19 protein-coding genes are annotated in these 19,215 nt (G+C 51.0%); 9 read left to right on the forward strand and 10 right to left on the reverse strand.

The features are described from left to right. Positions 1-12 precede the first annotated feature (12 nt). The 6 genes from ACX1DY_RS28925 to ACX1DY_RS28950 all read right to left on the reverse strand — a co-directional run bounded on the left by ACX1DY_RS28925 (position 13) and on the right by ACX1DY_RS28950 (position 7,131). The gene (locus tag ACX1DY_RS28925; protein ID WP_458967583.1) at positions 13-1,245 is read right to left on the reverse strand and encodes a Ger(x)C family spore germination protein; all 1,233 of its coding nucleotides are present in this window, start codon (positions 1,243-1,245) and stop codon (positions 13-15) included. Beyond that, positions 1,242-2,345: a GerAB/ArcD/ProY family transporter gene (locus ACX1DY_RS28930; protein ID WP_458967584.1), complete on the reverse strand. Its 1,104-nt coding sequence runs from the start codon at positions 2,343-2,345 to the stop codon at positions 1,242-1,244. The genes ACX1DY_RS28925 and ACX1DY_RS28930 overlap by 4 nt, the downstream gene beginning before the upstream one ends. Continuing rightward, positions 2,342-3,916 (reverse strand): spore germination protein, encoded by a 1,575-nt coding sequence (locus ACX1DY_RS28935; RefSeq protein WP_458967585.1) that lies wholly within the window; start codon positions 3,914-3,916, stop codon positions 2,342-2,344. The genes ACX1DY_RS28930 and ACX1DY_RS28935 overlap by 4 nt, the downstream gene beginning before the upstream one ends. 230 nt (positions 3,917-4,146) lie before the next feature. Further along, on the reverse strand, positions 4,147-5,136 hold the full coding sequence (locus tag ACX1DY_RS28940) for a sensor histidine kinase (protein ID WP_458967586.1): 990 nt from the start codon (positions 5,134-5,136) through the stop codon (positions 4,147-4,149). Continuing rightward, positions 5,133-5,831, reverse strand: a complete 699-nt coding sequence (locus tag ACX1DY_RS28945) for a response regulator transcription factor (protein ID WP_458967587.1) — start codon at positions 5,829-5,831, stop codon at positions 5,133-5,135. The genes ACX1DY_RS28940 and ACX1DY_RS28945 overlap by 4 nt, the downstream gene beginning before the upstream one ends. Before the next feature lie 148 nt (positions 5,832-5,979). Further along, positions 5,980-7,131 carry a phosphodiester glycosidase family protein gene (locus tag ACX1DY_RS28950; RefSeq protein ID WP_458967588.1) on the reverse strand — a complete coding sequence of 384 codons (1,152 nt, stop codon included), beginning with the start codon at positions 7,129-7,131 and terminating at the stop codon, positions 5,980-5,982. A gap of 223 nt (positions 7,132-7,354) precedes the next feature. Here ACX1DY_RS28950 and ACX1DY_RS28955 point away from each other — a divergent pair, with 223 nt between their 5' ends. From ACX1DY_RS28955 to ACX1DY_RS28965, 3 genes are all read left to right on the forward strand, one after another. Then, the gene (locus ACX1DY_RS28955) at positions 7,355-7,933 is read left to right on the forward strand and encodes a histidine phosphatase family protein (RefSeq protein WP_458967589.1); all 579 of its coding nucleotides are present in this window, start codon (positions 7,355-7,357) and stop codon (positions 7,931-7,933) included. Positions 7,934-8,057: 124 nt separating this feature from the next. Beyond that, positions 8,058-8,906 (forward strand): diguanylate cyclase domain-containing protein, encoded by an 849-nt coding sequence (locus ACX1DY_RS28960; RefSeq protein WP_458967590.1) that lies wholly within the window; start codon positions 8,058-8,060, stop codon positions 8,904-8,906. Between the two features lie 97 nt (positions 8,907-9,003). Next, positions 9,004-9,546, forward strand: coding sequence for a hypothetical protein (locus ACX1DY_RS28965; RefSeq protein ID WP_458967591.1), 543 nt, complete (start codon positions 9,004-9,006; stop codon positions 9,544-9,546). On the opposite strand, the gene ACX1DY_RS28970 is transcribed toward ACX1DY_RS28965, so the two are convergent. The 4 genes from ACX1DY_RS28970 to ACX1DY_RS28985 form a co-directional block, all read right to left on the reverse strand. Continuing rightward, positions 9,447-10,691, reverse strand: a complete 1,245-nt coding sequence (locus ACX1DY_RS28970) for an SLC45 family MFS transporter (RefSeq protein WP_458967592.1) — start codon at positions 10,689-10,691, stop codon at positions 9,447-9,449. The two genes, ACX1DY_RS28965 and ACX1DY_RS28970, sit on opposite strands and share 100 nt — an antisense overlap. Before the next feature lie 4 nt (positions 10,692-10,695). Beyond that, positions 10,696-11,433, reverse strand: a complete 738-nt coding sequence (locus ACX1DY_RS28975) for a glycerophosphodiester phosphodiesterase (RefSeq protein ID WP_458967593.1) — start codon at positions 11,431-11,433, stop codon at positions 10,696-10,698. Between the two features lie 181 nt (positions 11,434-11,614). Next, positions 11,615-12,100 carry a GNAT family N-acetyltransferase gene (locus tag ACX1DY_RS28980; RefSeq protein ID WP_458967594.1) on the reverse strand — a complete coding sequence of 162 codons (486 nt, stop codon included), beginning with the start codon at positions 12,098-12,100 and terminating at the stop codon, positions 11,615-11,617. Positions 12,101-12,171: 71 nt separating this feature from the next. Further along, the gene (locus ACX1DY_RS28985) at positions 12,172-12,771 is read right to left on the reverse strand and encodes a hypothetical protein (RefSeq protein WP_458967595.1); all 600 of its coding nucleotides are present in this window, start codon (positions 12,769-12,771) and stop codon (positions 12,172-12,174) included. Between the two features lie 224 nt (positions 12,772-12,995). Here ACX1DY_RS28985 and ACX1DY_RS28990 point away from each other — a divergent pair, with 224 nt between their 5' ends. From ACX1DY_RS28990 to ACX1DY_RS29015, 6 genes are all read left to right on the forward strand, one after another. Then, the gene (locus ACX1DY_RS28990; RefSeq protein ID WP_458967596.1) at positions 12,996-13,448 is read left to right on the forward strand and encodes a YhcH/YjgK/YiaL family protein; all 453 of its coding nucleotides are present in this window, start codon (positions 12,996-12,998) and stop codon (positions 13,446-13,448) included. A gap of 625 nt (positions 13,449-14,073) precedes the next feature. After that, positions 14,074-15,012 (forward strand): DUF1848 domain-containing protein, encoded by a 939-nt coding sequence (locus ACX1DY_RS28995; RefSeq protein WP_458967597.1) that lies wholly within the window; start codon positions 14,074-14,076, stop codon positions 15,010-15,012. 104 nt (positions 15,013-15,116) lie between these two features. Then, positions 15,117-16,034, forward strand: coding sequence for a helix-turn-helix domain-containing protein (locus ACX1DY_RS29000; protein ID WP_458967598.1), 918 nt, complete (start codon positions 15,117-15,119; stop codon positions 16,032-16,034). Positions 16,035-16,072: 38 nt separating this feature from the next. Then, entirely contained in the window at positions 16,073-17,149 is a 1,077-nt protein-coding gene (locus ACX1DY_RS29005; RefSeq protein ID WP_458967599.1) for a Gfo/Idh/MocA family protein, read from the forward strand. A 27-nt stretch (positions 17,150-17,176) separates the two neighbouring features. Beyond that, complete coding sequence (locus ACX1DY_RS29010; protein WP_458967600.1) at positions 17,177-17,908, forward strand: ThuA domain-containing protein; 732 nt, start codon at positions 17,177-17,179, stop codon at positions 17,906-17,908. Further along, on the forward strand, positions 17,909-18,877 hold the full coding sequence (locus tag ACX1DY_RS29015; RefSeq protein ID WP_458967601.1) for a sugar phosphate isomerase/epimerase family protein: 969 nt from the start codon (positions 17,909-17,911) through the stop codon (positions 18,875-18,877). The last annotated feature ends 338 nt before the right edge of the window (positions 18,878-19,215 follow it).

The raw sequence follows: 19,215 nt of genomic DNA on the forward strand, positions 1-19,215 counted from the left end.
GGGCCAGCTCCTTTATTTCTTGTGAACTGATTCGAAGGATTTGCTGCTGAGGCCTGTCCGTAAAATTTTCATTGAGACATGGGGGCGGATTTCGATATTCTGGAACACGCTGTCCCAGCTCTTATCCTTCTGGATTTGCTTCCAGCGCTTGCGGTCGCTGCGGTGAATTGTCACTGCAAAGCCAGTGACATCAGCCCCAAGCTCCCGAACCTTCGTCCAGGAGTTGTTGACAAACCCCAGCACCTGCTGTTCTATGGATTGTTCCATTTCCGTAATGGAGGCACGGTCATTCAGATCCATGACGCTTCCAAGCTCGAGGAGCGCTCCGCTGCCCTTAATATCCACATCCAAGATGTAATGGTCCTTTTCCCATTTGGGATGAACGGAGGTGCTTGAATGCTGAAGAACAAAAGAGGCGTCGGTCTTGTCACTTGTACCGGGGCGGGAAGCGAAAGCAATCGTAGCGTTTTTAATTTTACCCGTCAGAAACGATAAGCCGAAGGCTTGCTTCTGCGTTAGCCAGCCTACCAGCTTATCACCCTTCAGTACGCCTAGCCTGCCTAGAGCCAGCCGTGAAGGGAGATCCGTACGGGCGGTTTCATCGGACTTATCCATAATTTCATTCCCTGTAAGCAGAATCTCGGGAAGGATCGCGCTTCCCGAATCGGAAGAAAGAGCCATTGCCAGCTCAAACATCCGGGTGCCGGGATAATAAGAGAGCAGCCGGGATTCCTGCTCAATCATTAACTGAATGCCGGCTCCCTGATTCTTGGTCATCTGCATAAGCTGATCCAGAATATTACCGGCCTCGCCTTTGGTAATAAATACATATACCGTTTCCCGGGCATCCTGCTTGCGGAGAAACATATCAATTAATTGATTCACGCCATGCCTGGCCAGGCTTTCTCCCAGTACGGTAATTCTGGAGTGGGAGAAGAACATCTCACGTGTGCTAGTCAGATTGGTTTTTTCAACAGCTTCCATTATCGTTCTACCCTTCACTGTAAAGGTAATAAACGGAGGAGAACTTGTGCTTCCGCTTGTACTGCCCCCCATGCTGCTCGCCCCGGAGGAGGGGGTGATTACCTGATAGGTAGCTTTCCATTGCTCATCTTCCCAGTCGTATGCCGTACCGGAAACAATACCGAGCGCAGTGAGCTCGCGGTCATCCCAGCATCCGCTGAGCAGAGTCGACAACAGAGGGAGACAGAGCAGCAGACAGAGTGTTTTCTTCCATAAGCTCATGTTCTCCACCCTTTTTCCTTGGATCTGAATTTATGTAACCGGCCTAGCAATAATGCCCCGAGTGGAACGAACACATTGAACAGGCAAAAGACCAGAAAATGTCCTTCCTTGTTGTAGAGATTTAATTTGGCCGAGCTCTGCCAGGTAAACAGGCACTCCAAAGCGATAACCAGACCCAGTGCACCGATAAATGGCTTGCTGTTGTTCACTCGAAAGGTTTGCTTGAAGCACTCTACGGTAACAAACAGAAAAATCGAGAACTTGAGGTAGAAGGAAAGCACCCAGTAGGAGACAAAGAGAATATCCAAATTCTCCACAAATCTTCCAATATGGACGATACTGGCGGCTAAAAATCCCGGATAAACGCTAAGCTTGATTATTTCTGCTCCAAATACCATCAGCGTTAGAATCAATACAAACATCATCATTCCCAAGAATAGGAGAATGCCGGTCCAGCCTATAACGCGGGCTTTCTGCGGATTTTTCAGATAAGGGGCCAGGAACAGCAGCACGGCTACTTCAGACATCAATGCAATGGATGCCGTATTGGCCAGCGTCAATTCCGCCAGTGAATGGTCGAAAACCGGCAGCAGATGATGTACATTCATTTCATTGGACAAACCGAATATGGCCAGCGGCACAAAGAACAGATATAGCAGTATGATGAGGATGTTCACCCTGGCAATGGCTTCAAGGCCTTGTCTGACCATATAAATGCTGATGAACACGATCAGGAGGGTCGTCACCGTGACAGGGGTATTGATGAGAACATAATCCTTCAGGAAATTCACGAATTCACGCAGGATCACCGACGTAGCATCCAGATAGAACTGCAGCATGAAGAGGCCGAGGATAGTGGCGATGATGGGCGAGCTTTTCTCGCCGATCCAGTCCAGAAATGGTGCGCCTTTATTATGCCGGATGGCCGTACCGACAATCGCGGCAATGACGAGCCCAACCAGGGCCGACAAAAGAAGGGCCAGCGGCGAGTCTTGCTCCGCATAGCTGCTGATGGACAGGGGAAGCACGATAACAGCAGTCGGCAGGATTATACTGGCGACCAGCATGGCTGCCTGGGTAGTGCCGATTTTTCCGTTCAAGCTGGATTCTCTCCTTCCGGTTTTTGGTCTGATCCTTGTCTGCGCGTTTCTTGACCCAAATTGGTCTTGGGGCGCATAGTCATATTCCACAGAGGAACGCGGACGAATACATCCTTCAGGTAATGAGGAACCATTGGTGCGACCGGAGAAAGGTAGGGTACGCCAAAAGAGCGCAGCCCCGCCATATGAATCAGCAGCACCATCAAAAAGGACATGATCCCGAACAGGCCGAGTGTCGCGGCAATAAGCATCATGACAAATCGGATTAAGCGGATCGAGTTGGCGATGGCCAGAGACGGAATAACAAAATTGGAGATGGCGGTAAAAGAAACGACAATAACCATAGCCGCGCTGACGAGACCGGCCTGAACTGCGGATTGGCCCAGCACCAGTGCGCCAACAATCGAAATGGCCGGACCGATGGTCCGCGGCATGCGGACCCCGGCTTCACGCAGCACATCGAAGGTCAGCTCCATGAGCAGCGCCTCAACAAGCGCTGGCAGCGGCACGCCTTCACGCTGGGCGGCGAGGCTGATCAGCAGGGTGGTCGGCAGCATTTCCTGGTGAAAGGTGGTGACGGCGATATATATTGCCGGCAGCAGCATGGATACGAAGAATGCCGAGTACCGGATCAGCCGCAGGAAAGAGGAGATATCATAACGCTGATAGTAGTCCTCGCTGGATTGAAAAAAGTTGAAGAAGGTAGAAGGCGCCAGCAGCGCAAAGGGAGTACCGTCAATAATGATCCCAATCTGCCCTTCCAGAATGCCTCCCGCGAGCGCATCCGGGCGTTCTGTGTTCTGGATAGTCGGAAAGGGTGTCAGACCCCCATCCTGGATGAACTCCTCAATATAATTGCTCTCCAGAATACTGTCCGTATTGATCGCATTCAGCCGCCGGCGGACTTCCGTAAGCACTTGCTCGCTGGCGATGCCATGCAGATACACGAGGGCGATGCCGGTTTGGGTGCGCTGTCCGATTTTATACTCTTCGATTCTGAGATCAGAGGTTTTGAGTCTGCGCCGCAGCATAGCGGTTCCTGTCCGCAGGTTCTCCGTGAAGCCCTCCTTGGGACCGCGGATGACGCCCTGCGAGGTCGGCTCATTGATGCTTCGTTTCTCCCAGCCCGAGGTATCGGCAGCCAGTGCCGTTTGGAGTCCGTTGAACAAGATAAGCGTGTAGCCATCAAACAGCATGGACAGCAGCGCTTCCAGCGTTTTGCCTTCTTTCACGCCCCCAACCGGCAGCATTTGATCCTTAATCATGCTGAAGGCAGCTTCGGGAGTAATGTCGGTGCGCTTCTGTGTGGCCCTTTCCATCAAAGGCTGCAGCACCGCCTGATTGACCGCATCCGCATTGACCAAACCATCAATGTATATAAAAACCAGGGAGAGCGAGCTTAACGAATCATTGGTGAATCTGCGGAAAATAACGTCCGAGCTCTGGCCAATCAGCCTGCCGATCTCCTGCAGATTCACCTCCAGTGAAAGATCAAGAGGAAGCGGCGCAGGCACGGTCTCCTCTCCGGGATCACTTGTGCTCTTGCGGGCAATTTGCTGCTTTTTTGGCATCGTAACGCCTCCGTTCTGCTGAAATCTGGGTGCTTTGGGGATATTATCCCCTGTCCTCTGATTCCTTATTCTGGCTGCGGGGCAGCGTTATCTTAGATCGCCAGCACAAAAAGGCCAGCCCGAAGCCATCCGGCCCTGAGCTAACCTTTTAAATTGAACTATAGATTTTCATATTGGGGTCTGGTCGTAACTGCGGGGAATGTTTGGACTTCCGGCCGCTGTTGTTCAACTTATATAGAAACCGCGCTAAAAGTAATCCGAACCGTAGTCCCTTCGCCCGGACGGGATGCCAGTTCAACCTTGTGGCCGAGCCGGCTGCAAATCTCGCGGACCAAATAAAGGCCCATTCCGGTCGATTCATGATATTGCCGTCCGCGCTCGCCGGTGAAATAAGGATTGAAGACCCGCTTCAGATCTTCAGGCGAGATGCCGATCCCCTGATCTTGAATGCTAAGAACGATTTCCTTATCTGTGCGCTGTGCAGAGACAGTAACGGTCTTGCCCGAACCGGAGGTATAGTTCACGGCATTGACCAGGATTTGCGTCAGCATGAACATCAGCCATTTGGTGTCGCTGTATACTATGAGTTCGGCATCCACCCGGATGTCCGCCTTAATTCCGCGGCGGATGAACAGCTTGCGGTTCTCGGCGACCGTTTCGCTCACAATTCTGCGCAGCGGCAGGGCCTCAGCCTGGAAGTCATCCGCAAACCTCTCCAGCCGGGAGGTGTAAATGACCATTTCAAGCCCCTTGCGCAGCCGTTCCAGCTCCTCCTGGATGCTGGCTGCTTCCTTCTCGTCCAGATCCTGCAGCGTAAGCTGGATCACGGAGAGCGGCGTCTTCATCTGGTGCACCCAGCGGTTGATGAAGACAATATGCTGATCCATCCGGCGGATATGCTCCTGGAGCTGCTCCTGGTAGTGGCGGTGGGTAAGTTGCAGCACTTCTCCCACCGCTTCAGGCAGTGGGGCATCGCCGAGAGGCGCTGGCTGCTCACCAGGAGCGGCGTCTGGATGGCTTAGACGGTTATACAGCTTGTAGTGCTGGATATACCGGTACGCCAGATAGAGGAGAAGAACCGCCGCACTAAGTGCCATTCCATACAGAATGATAGACAAAGGCCTGGATTCGCCCGACAGATAGTACAGGACCGGAACCAGAAGCATCTGTACCAAGTAGAAGAGCAGCAGCGGACGCTGGTCTTTGAGGAACAGCTTCATGGGTTTTCTCCGGGTAGGCTTATCCGGTAGCCGGCCCCTCTAACCGTCTCTACAATCTCTCCCAGCCCCAGTTCCTTGAGCTTCCGCCGAACCCGGGTAATGTAGACGTTCAGTGTATTATCATCAATAAAATGCTGATCCTTCCACATTAGATCCAGCAGTTGTTCGCGGGTGACAACCCGCCCTTCCTTCAGCAGCAGCGCCTCGAGGAGAACCGATTCCTTCTGGGTCAGCTCGGCAGACTGTCCGGCATACTGAATCGTATAGCGTTCAGGAAAAAGCGTAAGATCGCCTGTCTGCACCTTTCGCTCCTCCTGGGTTTGGGCATAAGAGCCGTAGGCTCTGCGCAGATGGCTGCGGATTTTGGCCAGCACCACCTCGTATTGAAAAGGCTTGGTGATATAATCGTCGCCACCGTTCTCCAGCGCCATTACCTGATCCATGCCGCTGTCGCGCGCCGAAATGAATAGAATGGGGCAAAGCGAGGATTTGCGAAGCTGGCGGCACCAATAGAATCCGTCGAATCTTGGGAGGTTGACATCCAGCAGCACCAGACTGGGCGCGGCTTGCTCAAACGTCTCCAGCACCCTGTTGAAATCCTCCACAGCCACCGTATGAAATTCGTATTTTGACAAATAGGCGCCGAGCAGTTCTGCCAGCTTGGCGTCGTCCTCAACAATCAGGATGGTTTCCATAATCTCACTCCTTTGTCCAAACTACAGTAACATGCTTAAGGGAAATCTTGCAAAAGCTGAAACGGATGGATCGGGTATTGCCATAGCAAAAAGCCTCCATGTCCGGCCAAAAGGACCGTTTCATGGAGGCTTGCTGATCTTGATGCCGTTATTTGGTTTTGACCACCAGCGCGTTGCTGATCAGCCGTCCCGGCGTGGTCAAATATTTGCCGCTGTAGAACAGGCCGCTGGAGGCGCCGCCATCCAGGTTCATTGCCTGATACGCTCCGGCCTGCTTCATAATCTGGGCCAATTGCGGAATCGTGGCTCCGCCGGAGGTCAGGAGGATCAGCTTGTGGTCACGTGTCAGGCCAAGCGCGCTGCGGGAGCCGCCGCCGGTCAAAATTTTGGGGTCCCTGAAGCCTTCACCGGCAACATTCAGTGCTACTTTGCCGTCAACCAATAGCCGGGGACCGGCCTGAAGCGCTCCGACAACAGAACCGGAGTTGAAGCGGTCCATGAATTTATTCCCCGGGATCAGCTCGGCGAGAAGATTGCTGTCATAAGCAAACACTGTCCGCTTGTCGGCAGGACTGTCCTTCAGCATTTTCCCGCCGCTGATAATATAACCGTAAGGAACCTTGTAGGAACTGTTTGTATATGCGTTAAAATAGGTGCCGTTAATGGCGGCTACAGCGCCGCTGCGTTTGGCGATACTGCCGAGCGCTTCCGTCTTGCCGACCGTGTTGCCGGCGAGGACAACATCCAGCTTAAGGGAAGGGTGTAGCAGGGACACCGTTACCGTCTGTACGGAAAAGGATCTGCCGCCCACCCTGTAGGTGTGCTTAGCATTTAGCACCGCTGGAGTGCTTGACTGAATAAGCGTACCGGTTAACACGGGCAAAGTGGCTGCGGCATCATCGGCGGCAAGAGTGAGAGAAGCGGCAGTTCTGTTCCAATTTAGTTGAATTCCCAGTGTCTTGCTGACAAGAGACAAGGGGACATATGTAGTTCCGTTGCTGCTAAAAGGCCGCTCGGTCAGCGTGGCAGATTCGCCATTGACCGAGGCTGCCGCTTGGCCCGGAGTCAGAAGCAGTGAGGACTCGCCTTTTGTAATCTGTATTTGTTTGCCGGCGGCATCCACTCCTGCCTGGATGCCGGCAAAGCCGTTCAGGAACCGCAGCGGGATGAAGGAGTGATTGTCCTTATCGACATAGACGGCTGTTTTGGGCGCTGCCGCTGCAGCTGTGCTGGATTGCACTACGGGTAGAACGGAAAACATGGTAAAGAAGGCCAGAAAGAGTGCAGACATTTTTTTCATTGTGAACAGAATCTCCTTTTACTTGTGGCAGAAATTTCAAGCTTTCTTATCATATAACTGTGTGCCCAAAATCGTCAATTGCCCTGCTGTGCAATGTTGTTTATCACAAAAAGCAAGCTTTCAGTATGCATCTGCTTCGCCGATGGTTTATAATTTTCGAATATACGTATAAATTACAGCTCAGCTTGTGAATTATCTTGATCTATAAAGGCGGGTTAGCGAAATGACAACGATAGGCTTAATCAGACATGGGAGCACAGCTTGGAATAAAGAAGGCCGGATACAGGGGCATACGAATAACCCTTTGGATGAAGAGGGGCTGCGCCAGGCGGCGGCCATTGCGGAACGTCTGAGCCGGGAGAATTGGGATTTTATTTACTCTAGTGACCTGCTGAGGGCCGTTCAGACAGCAGAGGTTATTGCAGCCCGGCTAGGTCTTCCATTAGCGGGACAGATCCCGGGAATGCGGGAAATGTACGGCGGAATGATTGAGGGGACTACCGAAAGCGAACGTGTGGAGCGGTGGGGCAGCGGGTGGAGAACTATGGACGTGGGGCTGGAAAGCGACGAATCGGGCCAGCTCAGAGGCAGTCAGGCGATCGAAGAAATAGCTGCACGGCATCCCGGCAAAAGAATACTTGTCGTCAGCCACGGCGCCATTCTGCGCAGCAGCCTTAGAGGGCTTGTCCCCGGGCTGGATGTAAGCAAGTTCCTGGATAACACTTCGATTACCCATATTGTCAAGGAAGACAGTGGTTGGACCTGTGAGCTGTACAATTGTGTGGAGCATATGAAGGGCTAAATTCCAGGATGATTTCTACATTAAAAGTGGCAGATTCCCACACATTCTATGTCAGAAGCCGCCGATCCTGCCGATAATAAGCGTAATTGGTATTCAGATTATGTTAAGGAAGTGCGAATGAACAATGGAAGCGCGAAATTATATGCTGGCCGTATTCTCGGTGCTTGTTGCAGCATTGACTGTCTATAGTATTCTCATTCTGGCACGGAAGTTCGGCGGCAGAACACTACAAGCCAAGGCTATGCTCACGGTCTTTATGATTCTTATTGCCGGTGCGGGGCTGTATGTGATGCACCTTCTGGGGCTGCAGTCTCTCCCGGAGCTTGAACCTGATAAGGGCAGCGCCTCACTTGCCCTGGGGATTTATGCACTGACTCTTGCAGGGATGATGTACCTGATCTTCCGGCTGCGCCAGCTGCTGGCGGAGAGAGAGCAACTGAAGGAACTGGCCTACCGGGATACCTTGACCGGATTATTGAACAAGAACGGGATGGATCACTTCTGGGATCATTGCAAGCCAAACGAGCAGCTCGCCGTGTTATTTCTCGATCTGAACCGTTTCAAGGCCATCAACGACTCGCTTGGGCATCATGTGGGTGATTTGCTGCTGCAGGCCGTTGGCAGCAGCTTGAATCAATTCTCAAGCAAAGGCAAGCGGCATATTTTTCGGATCGGCGGGGACGAATTTGTGATCATTGCCAAGCGCACCAGCCGCAAGGAAGTAGAGCAGCTTGCGCTGCGGATTCTGGAGAGCACGACCCGCAATTACAAGCTGGAGCGGCATGAATTGTTCGTCTCGGCCAGCATTGGGATTACTATGAGTCATGGCCGAATCGACCGGCAGCGCCTGTTGAAAGAAGCGGATTCAGCTATGTACAATGCGAAGCAGCTAGGGCAAGGCCGTTATTCCGTGCATAAGCAGGAGCCGCATACCCAGCAGATCAAATTGGTCAGCAGATCCAAAGCCAACTAAACAGCCGGCCACCCGCTTGAGCAATAATCTGCGAGCGGGTGGCCGTTTGCTTTTACAAAAGATAAGACTTTCTGGAGGCGCAGGAACAACGGCAGAAATGCCGTTGTTAAAGCCGCAGCGGCAAGTTAGCATAGGAACAACGGCAGAAATGCCGTTGTTAAAGCCGCAGCGGCTGGGTAGCGCAGGAACAACGGCGGAAATGCCGTTATTGAAGCCACAGAGGCTGGGTAGCGTAGGAACAACGGCAGAAATGCCGTTGTTGAAGCCGCAGCGGCAAGTTAGCGCAGGAACAACGGCAGAAATGCCGTTGTTGAAGCCGCAGCGGCAAGTTAGCGCAGGAACAACGGCAGAAATGCCGTTGTTGAAGCCGCAGCGGCAAGTTAGCGCAGGAACAACGGCAGAAATGCCGTTGTTGAAGCCGCAGCGGCAAGTTAGCGCAGGAACAACGGCAGAAATGCCGTTGTTAAAGCCGCATCGGGAGGTTAGCGTAGGAACAACGGCAGAAATGCCGTTGTTGAAGCCGCGTCCGCCGTTTTCTTCCTACGCTTTATTGGAATGGACGGTGTTCACGGCTCTGGTACGCCCCTTCATCAGGAGCAGGCACAGCAAGGCGAAGGCCATGCTGACGGTTGCCGCATAGAACAGGATGGAGTAATCCGTGAGATCAATAAGCAGTCCCAGCAGGGGCGGAGAACTGATAGCCGCGAGCGACGAGACCAGATAGTACAGGCCTGTACGCGTGCCGATGCTCTCCTCGCCTCCAGTAGCCACGACATAAGGATAGGAATTAATATTGATGCAGGCCCAGAACATTCCTCCAAGCAGCAGCAGGCCACGAAGAACGACTATATGCTCTGCGAACCCGACCAGGGAGAACACCACCATTAGCCCGCAGACACCGGTGATAATGATCTTTTTCTTCCCGAACCGTCCTCCCAGCCAGCCGCTCGGAATCGCGAACAACACGAAGGCCAGTGAAAAGAAGGTCAGCGAGAAGGAAGCGTCTTTTTCACTGAGCCCGAGATGATGTTTGCCGTACAGAGTGAACAGGGTTTCCACGCCCTGATAAGCCACGAACCAGAAAAAAATCGCTGCCAGCAGAAATACAGTCGTTCGGTCAAGCTGCTTCTTTAGGGAGATCCGCGATGGCTTAGCAAGCGGAAGAACGCTGCCCTCAGGCAGCATTTTACCCTCAGCATCAGATCTTCCCGCCACGTTATTCACACCATCCCGATCCTCCTTGATGAAATGCGAGACAATGAACAGGCAGAGCAGTGTAATCACCCCGGCCACGACGAACGGCAGCACCGGACTGGCATCATAGAGGTACGAACCGACGCCAAAAGCCAGAATCGAGCCGACACCACCCATGAAGTTAATCAGGCCGTTGGCCTTCGTACGCTGGGCATCCGGTGTAATGTCCGGCATCAGCGCAACGGTCGGCGAACGGTACAGGCTCATAGCCAGGTTCATCAGCATCATGAACAAGAGCAGGGTGAACAGTCCGGTATGCAGCGGAATCAGCATCGTCAGCACAGCGGCCAGCGGCATTCCGATCATCAGATAAGGCATTCTGCGTCCGAAACGGGTTGCCGTCCGGTCACTCCGGTTGCCGATCCACGGCTGCAGAAACAGCGCGAAATAGTTGTCGATGGTCATCATGAAGCTGATTAGAGCTACGCTGTGCACATACTTTTCGAGAAAAAATGGAACAAACGCGTTATACAAGCTCCAAGTAATACTGATGCTGAAAAAGCCGAAGCCGAGCAGCCAGACTTTTTTCACATCATCACACTCCCTTGGCTGCCAGCAGTCCGGCCAGCACATCCGGGTGATCGGTAATAATTCCCGCAACTCCGGCCTCGATCAAGGCTTTCATACGCTCAGGCTCATTAACAGTCCAAGGATGATACACGATGCCATGCTCCGTAGCTTCAGTGACAAACTCCGGCAGCACGGCGTAATGATAGGCATGCAGCGCATCGGCTTGCAGGGAAGCCGCATAATCCCAAGGGCGGTATAAACCTTCCCCATATAAAATACCGGTGCGAATCTCCGGCGCCAGCGACTTGCAGTGGGCAAGTGAATAATGGTTGAAGCTTGACAGCACAACACGTTCACTCATGCCATACTCCCGCACGGCGGCGATGACTTTTTCCTCCATACCAGGGTAGAAGAAGATGCCGTTTTTCAGCTCGATATTGAGGACGGTGTCTCGATCATGCAGCAAATCCAGCAGCTCTTCCAGGGCAGGAATGCGTTCTCCCTTAAATTCAGCGCCGAACCAGGAACCGGCATCCAGCTCCAATACTTCACTCAGTGTCTTGTCCTTCACATATCCGCTGCCATTCGTCGTACGGTTCAGGCTTTCGTCGTGAATGAGCACCAGCCCTCCGTCACTGGTCATCTGTACGTCGGTTTCAATGCCTGTTGCGCCAAGCTCAAGACCCTTGCGGAATGCTGCCATCGTATTCTCCGGGCAAACTGCAGATGCGCCGCGATGCGCAAAATTAATCATGTGGTTCATGTCATTCAATCCTCCGCTATTAATTTTCTTACGCCCGAGCAAGTGCGGGCTTTCTTATTTCATATTCCACACTATAGCAAGAAACCCTGTCCGCGGGAGGCGGAAGGGCGCTGTTTTGAGCAAATTTAACATTGTCGTGATGTTGATCTAACAAAAAACTGCTGCATAGGGTTCGCTATCATCAGTTCTTGGTGCTGAAGGACTGGACATACTTTCTAGTTTCGTTTCTATATGTTTCTGTGAAGGCATTGTTCGTGTATTCGGCAATCACCTTGCGCCAAAAATGAATAGCAGGTTCATTTGAACTCATCTGGACCACTATCCAATTTGCCTTATACAGATTAAAAGCCTGAATGGCAGCTTCTCTTCCGAATCCGTTCCTTCTATATTTCTTGAGAATCATAAAATCATAAATAACATGTGTTGGATCCGGGTCAACGTCATAGTTTTCAAATAGAACAATTAGGAACCCGACAATCTTCTCATCGTGAACAATAAAAAAAGGATTCCATCGCGGATCTTGCCAGAAATACTCCAGGTTAATATCATATTTCCCGTTGTCATTCATATCTTCGGCAGTAAATTGGCTAAAGTCATAATGATAAAACTGATACAGATTGTGAAGAGTATCCTTACTCTCTTTCGGAACTGAGATGAGTTGAACCACGTGTCTAACCTCCAACAATTCATATGATCTGTATATCTTTCGCCAAAAGTGATTGATTTCCCTTCCAGCATTTAGGCTGAAACAATTCCGCGAAGCATCTCATGCACGTGATGTGCCTCTGAAAAGGCCTGGGAGTAAGCAGAATCACCTTTTTTAGCCGGTGACAGCTCTGGCAGGAACGGAATGGACAGGACAGGGGTATCGGCGTTGTCGAGGTATATTTTTAATGTAAGTTCATTGATTTCTTCGGTGCTGTCCGTACCTTGAGACGTTCCCGTTGTCCCTGCTTTTGCAGCCATATCCGCATATTGTCTGACCGCGCTGCTTGTAATCCGGCTGGTTTTGCTGACCTTGGTGAGCGTTAGCGCATTCTCCACAATTTCCGACCCGAGTATAGCTTCAAAAGTATACAGGGCTGCTGTTGCCTCCTCCTGCCCGCCGGGGTAATACTTGCCGACTGCCAGTTTTTTACCGGCTTCATCCAGTGCGATGATATGGGACTTGTCGGGCGTAATATACTGCTTGGGATAGTTGAAGCTGAAGGCTGCCACGGCATGGGTCAGTTTGTTCCGGTGGGACGGCTCCGAAGATAGCTTAATCTGCATTACCGCGGCTGCCAGCAGCAATATAATTCCCAGTATGGCGAACATGTACATCAGGAATATGAGCATTTGCATGCCTCCTAAAAGTTTTGTGAGCATAAGCATCCATGAATCACATCGAGCAAAACTAGCTTCGGAAGCATATGCTTAAGTTTTGTAAGTATAAGCATCCTCTATTAATAGTTATGCCGGAGGCGTGAACAAATACATAGACTGCGTCTGCTCAGGTTATATATTATTTTTTTATTCCGCAGAACTGGGAACAAATTAAAGAGGATAAGGGGATATCGGCGATGATTGTAGATACACTGGAGCATTTGCTGGAGAATGAGACCGCTTACGGAGAGAAGATTCAGAGAGGGCTGCGATTCCTGCGGGATACCGACTTTTCCAGGCAGGCGGCGGGACGCCACGATGTGAATGAGGAAATGTTCTACTTCATTAACGAGTATGAAACCAAGGACGCTGATCAATGCTTCTGGGAAGCGCACAGAGTGAATCTGGATCTGCATTACATTCTGGAAGGCACAGAACGGATCGGCTACGCCGCAATCGAACAGCTTCATGTAAAAGACGAATACAGCGCCGAGAAGGATGCGGTTTTCTTCACCGGAGCACTGGAATCGGCTGTGACTGCCGGCCCGGGAGCGCTCGTAGTCTGCTATCCGCAGGACGGTCATATGACAGGGATTGCGGCCGGGAGGAAGGATGCGTTGCGGAAGGTTGTAATGAAGATTAAGCTTTGATTGATCTAAGTTAAAGTCCTTGACCGGTAACAGCGCAGCTCCGGGGAATGTTTGGACTTCCGGCCGCTGTTGTCTACAGATTTCTTGATTGTTACCGCTCTTAGCGGTGGAAATCCGCAGACAAAGGCGGACGCATTCGCTCCTCCAGTTCCAAACTTCCCCTCCGCTGCTTCGACCGGTATAAATTTCTTTAAAAAAGAACAATCAAAGGAGCCGGGGGGCTCTTTTTTTTGAGGCATTTATCTGAAAAAGGCGTGAAGACTCCTTTCTCTGAAGGGAGGAGCTGCATTTTAAACCCTTGCCTTCAAAATTTCAGGAATAGATAACTGAGTTGGAATTTCTCCACTTCATTCTGCTGAGTGACCTCCCCTACTTTTTCCATCTAATCTCCAAAAAATCGGTGAAATCCGCAAATTAGGTTTCCTTTTTCCGCTTCATCCAATCTCGCGGTTCATTTTGTAAGCCATTGCCTTGTGAAATGGTACTTTTTGTGTTTGGAAACGAACATATGTGCTATAATATCAAGAGTTATCTCGAAATTCCGGTCAATGTGGCCAATGATCTTGTTCGATAAAATAAATGTGAGAAGACCTGAGTTGAATTTGGTAAACGGTGGTGAACAACCTTGATTATTAGCGCCAGCAGAAGAACGGATATTCCTGCTTTTTTTGGTGATTGGTTCATGAGAAGAATTGCGGAAGGTTATTTTTACAGAGTTAATCCTTTCAATTCTAATCAGGTAAGCTCTTGCAGCTTAAAGCCTGAAAATGTAGATGTTATTGTCTTTTGGACCAAAAACCCTAATCCGTTTATGAAGCATCTGAAGGTTCTTGATGAAAAAGGCTACAAATACTACTTTCAGTATACATTAAATGATTATCCGCCTGAGTTTGAGCCCAATCTGCCACCGATCCAAAGCAGGGTGCAGTATTTCAAGAAGCTCAGCCGCCAGATTGGGCCTAGCAAGGTCATTTGGAGGTATGATCCTATCATTATTAGCAATATAACTCCGGTAAATGACCATCTCGAACGCATTGAAGCACTGGCCCGGCAATTGGAGTCATATACTCACAGGCTGGTAATCAGCTTTATGGATTTTTACGGGAAGACGGAGAATAAAATTAAAAGATTGCAGAGCAATCATCAGATCATTTTCACAGATATTACCGCTTCAGAATATCGTGAGCAGTTGGCAGACATGGCTGGGAAGATCAGCCAGATTGGCAGACGTTATGGCCTTGAGGTTCAGACGTGTGCTGAGGCTGTGGACCTTGAGGACTGTGGGATTGAACATGGGAGTTGTATTGACAAGGAGCTCATCTCCCGTGTGTTTCAATTGGACCTCAAGTCAGTAAAGGATAAAAATCAACGCGGTTTCTGCTCATGTACGGAATCCGTTGATGTTGGGATATACAATACTTGTAAGTTTAATTGCATGTATTGTTATGCGGTACAAAGTGAACAGGCAGTTAACAAAACGTTGCAGCACCATGACCCGTCCAGTCCCTCTCTAATTTATCAATATGACGCTTCTTTTCAAAAGCCGCCGAAGCAAGCAGATTAATTTGAATTAATATCCTCACAACGATTCGGCGTATATTTATTAACGTTACTATCAGCATATTATGATCTGTACTCAGTGAATAATCCGTGTAAGGAGCCGCGTTTATGAATATCTATCTCGAATTTCCGGATGTGGATAAGCGTTTTCCTTTTCGCACCTTGATTTGTGGAGGGGATGAGCTGTGTTATCCGCATTGGCACAAGGAAATCGAAATTATTTATGTCACCAAAGGAAATCTAAATCTGGGAATCAATGATACCCCTATCCGTATGGAGCAGGGTGAGGTTCAGTTTATTAACGGCGGGGATGTGCATTATTTTCTCGCTTCGCCCGAAAGTGAGCGGGTCGTGATTCAATTTGATCTGAATCTGTTCCAGGAGGTTGCTGCTCTCAGCGGCGCTAACTATTCCCTGCGGGATATTTTTACGGCAATGGAGTACTCCAGCTCTGATTGGCCCGAGGCAGTTTCTGCCAAGGTTATTGGTCTTATCGAGAGCATTTACGAGGAGGACACCCAGCGCCGCGAAGGGTATGCCTATCTGATCAAGGCGAGAATGTTCGAGCTGCTGACCGTTATTATGCGGGAGATTCCGCGGAGCAGAGTCAAACGTTTGCCCAAATTTTCGGAGGACACGCTGACCCAGTCCAGAGAAACGCTGGAGCGGCTGGAGCGGATTTTTGCCTATGTGGAGCAGCATTACCGGGAGGCGATCACACTGAATGAGGTGGCCCGGTATATGGGCTTCAGCCCGTATTATTTCACCAAGCTGTTCAAGCGGAACACTGGAATGACCTTTGTCGCTTTCCTGAATGAATACCGGTTGAATAAAGCAAAATGGATACTGCTGAACGAAGACCTCCCAATGTCCGCTGTAGCCGAAGCCGCAGGGTTTGGCAGTGTGAAGACCTTTCATCATTACTTCAAGGGGGCGACGGGAATTTCCCCGCTCAGATACCATAAGACAATATTCAGGAATAATAGGGCAAGATTGCAGGAAGAAAGCAGTCCATCAGGTTTGTAAGATAGAGGTATCAAACCAATAGGTGGAGGTAGCAGAACATGACTTTGAAAGTTGGAATCATCGGCTGCGGTGGTATCGCTAACGGCAAACATATGCCTGCGTTGCAAAAGGTGGAAGGTGCGGAGATGGTTGCGTTTTGCGATATCATTCCTGAACGCGCCGAGCTGGCGAAAGCTGCATTTGGAAATGAAAGCGCTGCGGTATATACCGATTATAAAGAGCTGCTTAAAGATACAAGTATAGATGTGATTCATGTATGTACGCCAAATATCTCCCATGCGGAGATTTCCATCGCTGCGATGGAGGCCGGCAAGCATGTGATGTGCGAGAAGCCGATGGCCAAGACTACGGCAGAAGCACAGGCGATGATCGACGCGTCCAAGCGGACGGGTAAGAAGCTGACCATTGGCTATCAGAACCGTTTCAGAGCCGATTCGGCTTACCTGCATACCGTATGCGAGAATAATGGGCTGGGGGAAATTTATTACGCCAAAGCCAAGGCTATCCGCCGGCGCGCGGTGCCGACCTGGGGCGTATTTCTGGATGAGGAAGCGCAAGGCGGCGGGCCGCTGATCGACATTGGTACCCACGCTCTCGACCTGACCCTGTGGATGATGGACAATTACAAACCTAAATATGCTGTGGGCAACGCATATCATAAGCTGTCCGGGCGCAAGAACGCCGCGAATGCCTGGGGCCCGTGGGACCCGGAGAAATTCACCGTTGAGGATTCCGCGATTGGTTTTATTACGATGGAGAACGGGGCGAGCATTGTCCTTGAAGCCAGCTGGGCGCTGAATACGCTGGATGTCGGTGAAGCCAAAACCGTGCTTTGCGGTACGGAAGGCGGAGCGGATATGGAGAAGGGCCTGCGTATCAACGGTGAAGAATATGGGAAAACGTATGAAAAGCACATCGGCCTGGATGCGGCCGGCGTAGACTTTTACGATGGCTCGGGAGATGATCCTGCTGTGCTGGAAGCGGCGTCGTGGATCGGCTGCATTGTAAATGACACCGAGCCGGTAGTGAAACCGGAGCAGGCTCTGGTTGTTACCCGTATTCTGGAGGCGATTTACAAATCGTCCGAGACGGGAATGCCTGTATTTTTTGACTAAAATGAGAGAACCGGGAGTGTATTCATAGTGACCAGAGTAACCGTATGGAATGAGTATCGTCATGAACGCCAGGATGAGAGAATCCGCCAGGTCTATCCGCAGGGAATTCACACACAGCTTGCTTCCTTTCTGAGCGCGGCCGGACTGGATACGACGACAGCAACGCTGGATGAGCCGGAGCACGGGTTGACGCAGGAAGTGCTGAACAACACGGATGTGCTGGTATGGTGGGGGCATGTGGCCCATCAGGAAGTGAGCGACGAGATTGTGAACCGTATCCACCAGCGTGTGCTGCAGGGAATGGGGCTTGTTGTGCTGCACTCAGGCCATATGTCCAAAATCTTCATCAAGCTGATGGGCACAAGCTGCGATCTGAAATGGCGCGAAGCAGGGGAAAAAGAACGGCTGTGGGTGATGGAGCCAAGCCACCCGATTGCCGCAGGCATCGGCGAGTATATCGACCTGGAGCAGGAAGAGATGTATGGGGCGCACTTTGATGTTCCGGCACCGGAGTCGCTGATCTTTGTCGGCTGGTTCGAGGGCGGGAATGTGTTCCCGAGCGGCTTAACCTATCGTCGGGGCAACGGGAAAATCTTTTATTTTCAGCCTGGACATGAATCACATCCGACTTATTACAACAAAGAAATCCAGCAGGTCATTATCAACGGCGTAAACTGGTGTGCGGGGGCGAAGGGTGATTACCCTGTATATGGACATTCCGAGGCGCTTGAGCCGATAAAAGCAAAGGTGGGAAAATAAATGAAGTTAGGTGTATTTGATCCCGTATTTGGAAGTCTCAGTCTCGATGAGATGCTGGATAAAATTGCAGCGGCCGGCCTGAACGCAGTGGAAATCGGCTCAGGCGGCAATCCCGGCAATCCACACTGTCCTACGGACGAGCTGCTGGCGAGTGAATCAGCCCGGAAGGAGTATTTAGAGAAGTTCACGAAGCGCGGCATTATGATCAGCGCCTTCAGCTGCCACAATAACCCGATTTCGCCGGACAAGGAAGAAGCCCGCCAAGGGGACGAAATCCTGCGCAAATCAATCAAGCTGGCTTCGCTGATGGGCGTTGCTGTTGTCAACACTTTCTCCGGTACAGCCGGAGACAGCGAGGAAGCCAAAGCGCCGAACTGGCCGGTTACTCCTTGGCCTACCGTGTACAGCGATATTCTGGCCTGGCAGTGGGAGCATAAGCTGATCCCGTACTGGAAGGAAATCGCCCAGCTTGCGGAAGAGCATGGCGTGAAGATTGGCATTGAGCTGCACGGCGGCTTCCTGTGCCATACTCCGTATACCATTCTCAAGCTTAGAGAAGCCACAGGTCCGGCTATTGGCGCCAATCTGGACCCGAGCCATCTGTGGTGGCAGGGCATTGACCCTGTAGGTGCGATCAAGATTCTCGGCAAGGCCGGAGCGATCCACCATTTTCATGCCAAGGACACTTACCTGGATCAGGACAACATCAATATGTACGGGCTGACCGATATGCAGCCTTATAGTGAGGTGCAGACCCGGGCGTGGACCTTCCGTTCCGTCGGCTGCGGACACAGCATCTCCGTCTGGTCGGATATCATGAGCGCACTGCGCACCTACGGCTATGATTATGTGGTAAGCATCGAGCATGAAGATCCGCTGATGTCCGTGGATGAAGGCTTTTACCGCGCCGTTACCAATCTCCAGTCGATCCTGATCCGTGAGCAGCCGCTGGACATGTGGTGGGCGTAAGGAGAGCCGGTTTTAACAAAAGGGTTTGCCAATCCCTGTAATCCTGCGGCAGACCGCATCAGCTTTACATGTCAAAAGCCATCACAATCCTGTATATGCAGGGTGGCGATGGCTTTTTTTGATATATAAGACTCCATGCTGATGCGCGGTTAGAATAAGTGGAAAAATGACCGCTAATTCAACTCTATAAGCCTTGTTATCGGAATTATATGGAATAACTCAGACTGTTGGTAAAGTCCATTTTAAGCCGCAAAAATCATGTTGAAATCCAAACGGCGGTCGAAGTAGCGAAAGTTAACGTTTTTCATACACAAATAAAGAGCACGGGTCTCCTTCTG

Source organism: Paenibacillus sp. BAC0078, assembly GCF_054483875.1.

What these genes read in the sequence shown, in the direction of transcription:
- ACX1DY_RS28945 (WP_458967587.1), bottom strand. Translation starts at nt 5,831, where the DNA reads ATGGAAACCATCCTGATTGTTGAGGACGACGCCAAGCTGGCAGAACTG.
- ACX1DY_RS28985 (WP_458967595.1), bottom strand. Translation starts at nt 12,771, where the DNA reads ATGCTCATATTCCTGATGTACATGTTCGCCATACTGGGAATTATATTG.
- ACX1DY_RS28965 (WP_458967591.1), top strand. Translation starts at nt 9,004, where the DNA reads ATGCCGTTGTTAAAGCCGCAGCGGCAAGTTAGCATAGGAACAACGGCA.
- ACX1DY_RS28960 (WP_458967590.1), top strand. Translation starts at nt 8,058, where the DNA reads ATGGAAGCGCGAAATTATATGCTGGCCGTATTCTCGGTGCTTGTTGCA.
- ACX1DY_RS28950 (WP_458967588.1), bottom strand. Translation starts at nt 7,131, where the DNA reads ATGAAAAAAATGTCTGCACTCTTTCTGGCCTTCTTTACCATGTTTTCC.
- ACX1DY_RS28990 (WP_458967596.1), top strand. Translation starts at nt 12,996, where the DNA reads ATGATTGTAGATACACTGGAGCATTTGCTGGAGAATGAGACCGCTTAC.
- ACX1DY_RS28935 (WP_458967585.1), bottom strand. Translation starts at nt 3,916, where the DNA reads ATGCCAAAAAAGCAGCAAATTGCCCGCAAGAGCACAAGTGATCCCGGA.
- ACX1DY_RS29015 (WP_458967601.1), top strand. Translation starts at nt 17,909, where the DNA reads ATGAAGTTAGGTGTATTTGATCCCGTATTTGGAAGTCTCAGTCTCGAT.
- ACX1DY_RS28940 (WP_458967586.1), bottom strand. Translation starts at nt 5,136, where the DNA reads ATGAAGCTGTTCCTCAAAGACCAGCGTCCGCTGCTGCTCTTCTACTTG.
- ACX1DY_RS29000 (WP_458967598.1), top strand. Translation starts at nt 15,117, where the DNA reads ATGAATATCTATCTCGAATTTCCGGATGTGGATAAGCGTTTTCCTTTT.
- ACX1DY_RS28925 (WP_458967583.1), bottom strand. Translation starts at nt 1,245, where the DNA reads ATGAGCTTATGGAAGAAAACACTCTGTCTGCTGCTCTGTCTCCCTCTG.
- ACX1DY_RS29005 (WP_458967599.1), top strand. Translation starts at nt 16,073, where the DNA reads ATGACTTTGAAAGTTGGAATCATCGGCTGCGGTGGTATCGCTAACGGC.
- ACX1DY_RS28975 (WP_458967593.1), bottom strand. Translation starts at nt 11,433, where the DNA reads ATGAACCACATGATTAATTTTGCGCATCGCGGCGCATCTGCAGTTTGC.
- ACX1DY_RS28955 (WP_458967589.1), top strand. Translation starts at nt 7,355, where the DNA reads ATGACAACGATAGGCTTAATCAGACATGGGAGCACAGCTTGGAATAAA.